Source organism: Aliiroseovarius sp., assembly GCF_030148435.1.
In the GTDB taxonomy this organism is placed as follows: domain Bacteria; phylum Pseudomonadota; class Alphaproteobacteria; order Rhodobacterales; family Rhodobacteraceae; genus JASBTN01.
In genome coordinates this window covers 61,178-67,679 of the sequence record NZ_JASBTN010000007.1, presented here as the reverse complement: position 1 = coordinate 67,679, position 6,502 = coordinate 61,178, and the positions used below count along the sequence as shown (strand labels likewise).

Genomic DNA, 6,502 nt, shown 5'->3' with positions numbered 1-6,502 from the left:
TGTCCGGTTCCGGTCTCATTCTGGCGCCCCTTCCAACTTCCCGGCAATCTGGCGGAACATGGCAATATTGCCGTCCGTCACGCCGCTTTCCTTGAACAGCCTATCCGAAGAGTTCATCGCGATCACCACCCCGCGTGGCCGATCGACATAGACATACTGGCCGTAGACACCGATGCCGAAGAACTCGCCCGGGCGCGCATCCTTTGGCGCCCACCACTGGTAGCCGTATTGCAGCTTGCCCGGCGCTGTCGGCGCGCTGGGAGTGGTGGAGGCGATCACCCAGTCCTCCGGCACGATCTGCTGCCCGTTCCAGCGCCCGCCGTCCAGGAACATCTGGCCAAAGCGGGCATAGTCCCGCGTACGCAGGTTCAGCCCGCCCAGAACGAAGGCCACGCCGTAACCGTCGGTCACGTAATAGGGCGCGGCTTCCAGCCCCATGGGCCGGAGGATCTTTTCCTCCAGCAGCTCGGGCACTGAGCGCCCGGTCGCGCCCCGGATCACCATACCGATCACATGGGTGTCGATGGAGACATATTGCCATTGTCTGCCGGGCTCGACGAAGGTTTCGGTCAGCCGCGCCGCGAAGCCGTCCATTGAGCCTCCCAGCGCCAGCACACGGCCCATCTTGTTGATGTCGCTCCAGAAATCCAGATAATCCTCGTCAAAGGTCACGCCCGAGGCCATGTTCAGCACATTGCGCACCGTGGCCCCGTCATAAGCCGATCCCGTCAGCTGGGGCACATATTTGGTCACAGGATCGTCCAGACTGTCGATCGCACCTTCGGCCATGACGATACCGAAAAGCGCCGAGAGCCAGCTTTTCGCCACTGACCAGCTGATGCGCAGGTCTTCCGGGCCGGTGCCGTTATGGTAGCTTTCGTGGCGGATTTTTCCGTCTTTCAGCACCACCAGCGCATTGACAGACCGTTCGGTGATCCAAGCTTTCGCCCCGTCCGGCAGGGTCATTTCCCCACCTTCTGGCAGGTCGCTCACAGGTGCCGCGCCACGCGACATGGCACGGGTCAGGAACATGGTATCCATGTTCGAGAAATTGCCGGTGATCTTCCCGGCGGCAAACAGCGAGTTCACCGCCATCAGCCGCGTGACCTGTTCGCGTTTCCAGACCCCGACCGTGACGGCGGCCAGCAGGAAGAGCAGAAGAATCCGGCCCAGAGCCTTTCCGAATGTGCGCATGAAACCTCCCAAATTGCCGGTCAGCCTGCCCGCCAATCCAACCAGCGTCCATGAAAATCCACCCGCCCCAGCGCGATGACCTTGCGTGAGGGCCAGAGCGTCACCGTGATCGCCGCACCCTGCCCAGGCCGGTCGTCGGCCTCCATCGCCAGACGGGCGACCGGGCCGCGCTTACCGGCCTCCTCCATCGCGGCGAGGCAGCGGGCTTGGGTGTCCCCGGGGAAATACTGCCAGGCGATGGTGTGGTAGATCAGTTGCAGGCGGTCCGGGGTGTTCCCGGAAAGGCGCCGTTCCAGCCATGCCGCCGCATCGCCCCGGTCTACCCAGTCACCGATCAGCGGCAGGGCGGCGCGAGTGCGCTCCAGCCGGTCGGTCTGGTCGGCCCAGAGATAGGACATGAGCCGGAGCGCGTCCTCGGGCAGATTCACATCCATCGGCTTCAGGTCCACCCCGCGCCGGTCCACGATGTCGAGCCGCCCTGTCGGCGGGGGGCCTCCGCGCCACTCCGGGGTCAGGACCACCGGGGCGCCCGCCGGACCGATCCACCCGGCGGGCGTGTCCAGCGCGTATCGGTCCCAGGCCAGGTTCAACCCGGCGGAAGCCCCCAGCTCGCTCATGACGACCGGCAGGTCGAAGCGTTCTGCCAACCACCCGGCACCGGCGATTAATGCAGCGGCGCGGCGGATTTCATTGGTTTGCGGTGGATTGTCGAGCCAGCGGTTCAGGGTCGCCCGGTTGTGGGTCAACGCATGGTCCAGCGCAGCCCCGAGCGTGGCGTCGTCCACCTCATGCGGCGGATAGGCCGCCACAAGCCTTGGGGCCTCGCCGGTCAGCACCAGCGCATGCAGCCCGCCCAGGAGGCGCAGCGGCAGGCTGTCCGCAAAGGGGCCGATGTCGCCTTCCCAGGCGAACATGCGATCGGTCAGGGGCATGCCGGGCTGAATGCGGTCGGCCAGCAGGCGCAACACGCGGGCGGTAAAGGGCGATCCCAGCGCCTCGTTGTTCATCGCTTGTTCGGTGAGCGCCTCTGTCAGGCTCAAGAGAACTTGTCCATCAGCTTTTGCAGCGGCGAGCGGGTGTCCTCGGGGGCTGCTTCCGGCTCAGGTGGCCGCGTTTCGGCCTTCTTTGCCGGTTTCTCGCGCGGCGGGTTCATGCGCAGCCCGATGGCGTTGGAAAACTTGGCCCCATCCCCGTCCGCCAGATAGGGCGCCCCATCCGATATGCCGCGCATCAGGTCGTCCAGCCAGACCTGTTCGGCCTTGGCGAAATCGCGCAACACGTATCCCGACACGGCGTCCTTGTGGCCGGGATGGCCAATGCCCAGCCGCACCCGCGCATATTCGGCCCCGATATGTTGGTGGATCGAGCGCAACCCGTTGTGACCCGCATGCCCGCCGCCCTGTTTCAGGCGCACCTTGCCCGGCGCGAGGTCCAGCTCGTCATGAAACACGATCACGTCGGCGGGGGTGAGCTTGTAGAAGCGCATCGCCTCACCCACCGACTGGCCGGAGAGGTTCATGAAGGTCTCGGGCTTCAGCAAAAGCACCTTCCCGCGCCCCAGCCGCCCCTCGGCCATCGCGCCCTGGAACTTGCCCCGCCACGGCGCAAAGCCGTGATCCTCGGCAATGCGATCCAGCGCCATGAAGCCGATATTGTGACGGTTTCCAGCGTATTTGGGCCCGGGATTTCCCAGGCCGACAAAGAGTTTCATGCGCGCTCTCCATGGACTTTTCGCGCGCGCAGCGTAATGGTTTCGGGGCGGGCGAGGCAAGAGCAGAGGATTTCAACTTGGCAAGTTTCAACATCGACGGGATCAAGCTGCGTGTGCCCGGTCACTGCCTGACCCCGCCGCTGACCCGTGCGCTGGAAAGCGGGCATTACGAGTGGAACGAGAAAGCGGCGTTGAAACAGCACCTGGAACCCGGCGACCGGGTGCTGGAGCTGGGTGCGGGGGCCGGCTATCTGTCGATCCTTTCGGCCCAGCGGATCGGCGCCGAGAATGTGACCAGCATCGAGGCGAATTCGGCCATGCTGGAAGTGCTGCGCAAGAACCTCGACAGCAATGGCGCGCGCGACGTCACCCTGCACCACGGGGCGGTGGTTCCCGACAGCCATGACGGGTCCGTGGTCCGGTTTCACATGCGCGAGGCCTTCTGGGCCTCCTCGGTGGCCGGGGAAGGGGCCACGCCGGAGCAGGTGGTCGAAGTCCCCGCCCTGCGCCTGTCCGGCCTGCTGGCCGAGGTGCAGCCCACCGTGGTGGTGATGGATGTCGAAGGCGCGGAACCGGAGCTTTGCGAGGGGGACTGGCCCGATTGCGTGCGCCTCCTGATCATGGAGATCCACACGCGGCTCTACAGCCCTGCCCGGGTCAAGGCGATGTTCGACGCGCTCAGCCGGTCGGGCTTTACCTACATGCCCTGGGGCACACGGGGTGAGGTCGTGACCCTGCAACGGGTGGTGGAGGCCGGCTGACAGGCATCGCCGGACCCGGCGGCGGCTGCGCAACGAAAAACGGGCCCCGAAGGACCCGTTTCCCGTCACTCCGCTGATACGGAGATTATTCTTCGGCAGCGACCTCTTCGACGGCCACTTCGCCGTCTTCGCCTTCTTCTTCATCCGACGAGCGCAGCGAGCTGGGCGCCGAGATGTTGGCCACGACGAAGTCGCGGTCGATGGTCGGCTTGGCGCCTTCGGGCAGCGGGATATCCGAGATGTGGATCACGTCGCCAACTTCGCGGCCGGTCAGATCGCAGACGATCTTTTCCGGGATGTCGCCGGCAGTCACGCGCAGCTCGACTTCCGAACGCACAACGGTCAGAACGCCGCCCTTCTTGATGCCGGGGGCTTCTTCTTCGTTGATGAACTCGACGTGGATGAACAGGTTCACCTTGCTGTTACGCTTCAGGCGCATCAGGTCGACATGGGTCGGCAGGTCCTTGACCACGTCACGCTGGACGCCGCGGCAGATCACGCGCACATCTTCCTCACCGTCGACCTTCAGGTTCCACAGGGTCGACAGGAAACGACCGGCTTTCAGCTTTTTGAACAGGTCATTGAATTTGAGGTTGATGGCAAGCGGTTCGGCCTCGCCACCATAAACGATGCCGGGAACAAGCCCGTCGCGGCGCGCCTGGCGAGCGGCGCCCTTGCCCGTCCCCGCACGCACCGTAGCTTCAAGATTCGGGATCTCATTAGCCATTGGTATATATCCTTCAGTTGAGGCGGGGCTCCTCCAAGGCTGTAACCCCGCGTGAAGCGCTGCCTATAGCCGGGAATCAGATCAAAGGGAAGGCATAATTCATAGCGCAACAACGCGGGGTCCGGCCGGGTCCAGAATGCCACTTCGCACCCCGGCCACCGCTGTTTCCCGCCTATTCCATCCAGTTCCCCATGAACCCTTTCGGAATGCGCAGGATCGAGCGGTCCACGGTGTTGATGTCCGTGTGTCCGCAGAAGGCCATGGAGATTTCCAGCTCCTTGTGGATCACTTCCAGCGTTCTGGTCACGCCGGCCTCGCCCATTGCGCCCAGGCCATAAACGAAGGCGCGACCGATATAGGTGCCCTTGGCGCCCATCGCCACCGCCTTGAGCACGTCCTGCCCGGAGCGGATACCGCTGTCCAGGTGCACCTCGATCTTGTCACCGACCGCATCCATGATCTCGGGCAGGGCCCGGATCGAACTCAGCGCACCATCGAGCTGCCGCCCGCCGTGGTTCGACACGATGATCGCATCGGCGCCGACATTCAGCGCCTCCCTGGCGTCCACCGCCTCCATGATGCCCTTGATGATGAGCTTGCCGTCCCACATCTTGCGGAACTGGCGAATGCGGTCCCAGTCAAGCGAGGGATCGAATGCCTCGGCGGTCCAGGTGGCCAGCGACGAGGGGTCCTCGACCCCCTCCGCATGGCCGACGATATTGCCGAAGAAGCGCCGCTTAGTGCCCAGCATGCCCAGACCCCAGCGCCATTTGGTGGCCAGGTTCAGCATGGTCGGAATGGTCAGTTTCGGCGGGGCGGAGAGCCCGTTCTTCAGATCCTTGTGGCGCTGGCCCAGCATCTGCAGATCCACCGTGATCACCACCGTATCACAGCCCGCCGCCTTGGCCCGGTCGAACAGGCGCTGCATGAAATCGTCATCCTTCAGCGTATAGACCTGGAACCAGAAGGGTTTGGTCGTGTGCTCGGCCACATCCTCGATCGAACAGATCGACATGGTCGAGAGGGTAAAGGGCACGCCGAATTTCTCGGCCGCCCGCGCCGCCTTGATCTCGCCATCCGCGTCCTGCATGCCCGTAAGCCCGACGGGCGCCAGCGCCACCGGCATCGACACGTCCTGTCCGATCATCTGCGTCGCGGTCGAGCGCCCGTCCATGTCCACCGCCACGCGCTGGCGGAAATAGAGCTGGTCGAAATCCGAACTGTTCTCGCGAAAGGTCTGCTCGGTCCAGCTGCCGCTTTCGGCATAGTCATAGAACATCTTCGGCACACGGCGTTTGTAGATGCGCTTGAGGTCCTCGATCTCGGTGATCACGGGCATGGGTGATTCCCCTCGGTAAATTGGTCAAGTTTTCTTACCAGAGACTTTCCGCACAGGCAATCAATTGGTTTGCCCCGTGTCAATGCGCCTTGGCCCCGCCGGGGGTTTGCATTGAAAATTGAAGAGGAAAGCCGAGGGTGTGGGCGTCAAAGCTCCCTGACCGCCGCGTGTCTGGGGCAGGTCAGCAGGTGGTCATTCACCAGACCACAGGCCTGCATCCAGGCATAGACGATGGTCGGGCCGCAGAACCGGAACCCGGCCTTTTTCAGGTCTTTCGACACTTGCTGCGACAAAGGCGTCTGCGCGGGAACGTCCGCCAGGCTGGCAAACTGGTTCTGCAACGGCTGGCCACCGACATAGGACCAGATCATGTCGCGAAACGCTTCCGCCCCGCCCAGATCCAGATAGGCCCGCGCATTTCCGATGGTTGCCTCGATCTTGCCACGGTGACGCACGATGCCGGGGTTCCCCAGCAGGCGGGCGACCTCCGCCTCGCCCCAGGCGGCGATGACCTCCGGCTCGAACCCCGCGAAAGCGGCGCGAAAGGCCTCGCGTTTGCGCAGGATTGTGATCCAGCTGAGCCCGGCCTGGAAACCGTCGAGAATCAGCTTCTCCCACAGGGCGCGCCCGTCGCGTTCGGGGACACCCCATTCGCGGTCATGATAATCGCAATACAATTCATCCAATCCGCACCAACCGCAGCGTTCCATCTTACCCCCTGTTTTCAAGACCTTAACCCAGCCGACAGGCAAACCAAAAAAATTAGGACA

Annotated in this window: 7 protein-coding genes; 1 reads left to right on the top strand and 6 read right to left on the bottom strand. The window is 63.7% G+C overall.

Annotation, left to right across the window (positions count from 1 at the left end):
• Positions 1–15: 15 nt before the first annotated feature.
• The 3 genes from Q1V43_RS01860 to pth are packed head-to-tail and all read right to left on the bottom strand — an operon-like array spanning position 16 to position 2,905.
• Positions 16–1,194 carry a serine hydrolase gene (locus Q1V43_RS01860; RefSeq protein ID WP_300513331.1) on the bottom strand — a complete coding sequence of 393 codons (1,179 nt, stop codon included), beginning with the start codon at positions 1,192–1,194 and terminating at the stop codon, positions 16–18.
• A gap of 20 nt (positions 1,195–1,214) precedes the next feature.
• Positions 1,215–2,234 (bottom strand): DUF2332 family protein, encoded by a 1,020-nt coding sequence (locus Q1V43_RS01855; protein WP_300513329.1) that lies wholly within the window; start codon positions 2,232–2,234, stop codon positions 1,215–1,217.
• Positions 2,231–2,905 carry an aminoacyl-tRNA hydrolase gene (pth, locus tag Q1V43_RS01850; RefSeq protein ID WP_300513327.1) on the bottom strand — a complete coding sequence of 225 codons (675 nt, stop codon included), beginning with the start codon at positions 2,903–2,905 and terminating at the stop codon, positions 2,231–2,233. The genes Q1V43_RS01855 and pth overlap by 4 nt, the downstream gene beginning before the upstream one ends.
• A gap of 11 nt (positions 2,906–2,916) precedes the next feature.
• On the opposite strand from pth, the gene Q1V43_RS01845 reads away from it, so the two are divergent.
• Entirely contained in the window at positions 2,917–3,666 is a 750-nt protein-coding gene (locus Q1V43_RS01845) for an FkbM family methyltransferase (protein ID WP_300513325.1), read from the top strand.
• 85 nt (positions 3,667–3,751) lie between these two features.
• Here Q1V43_RS01845 and Q1V43_RS01840 read toward each other — a convergent pair whose 3' ends face one another.
• The 3 genes from Q1V43_RS01840 to Q1V43_RS01830 form a co-directional block, all read right to left on the bottom strand.
• Positions 3,752–4,393: a 50S ribosomal protein L25/general stress protein Ctc gene (locus Q1V43_RS01840; RefSeq protein ID WP_300513323.1), complete on the bottom strand. Its 642-nt coding sequence runs from the start codon at positions 4,391–4,393 to the stop codon at positions 3,752–3,754.
• A 172-nt stretch (positions 4,394–4,565) separates the two neighbouring features.
• Positions 4,566–5,732, bottom strand: a complete 1,167-nt coding sequence (locus Q1V43_RS01835; protein ID WP_300513321.1) for an alpha-hydroxy acid oxidase — start codon at positions 5,730–5,732, stop codon at positions 4,566–4,568.
• 146 nt (positions 5,733–5,878) lie between these two features.
• Positions 5,879–6,442: a DNA-3-methyladenine glycosylase I gene (locus Q1V43_RS01830; protein WP_300513319.1), complete on the bottom strand. Its 564-nt coding sequence runs from the start codon at positions 6,440–6,442 to the stop codon at positions 5,879–5,881.
• Positions 6,443–6,502 lie beyond the last annotated feature (60 nt).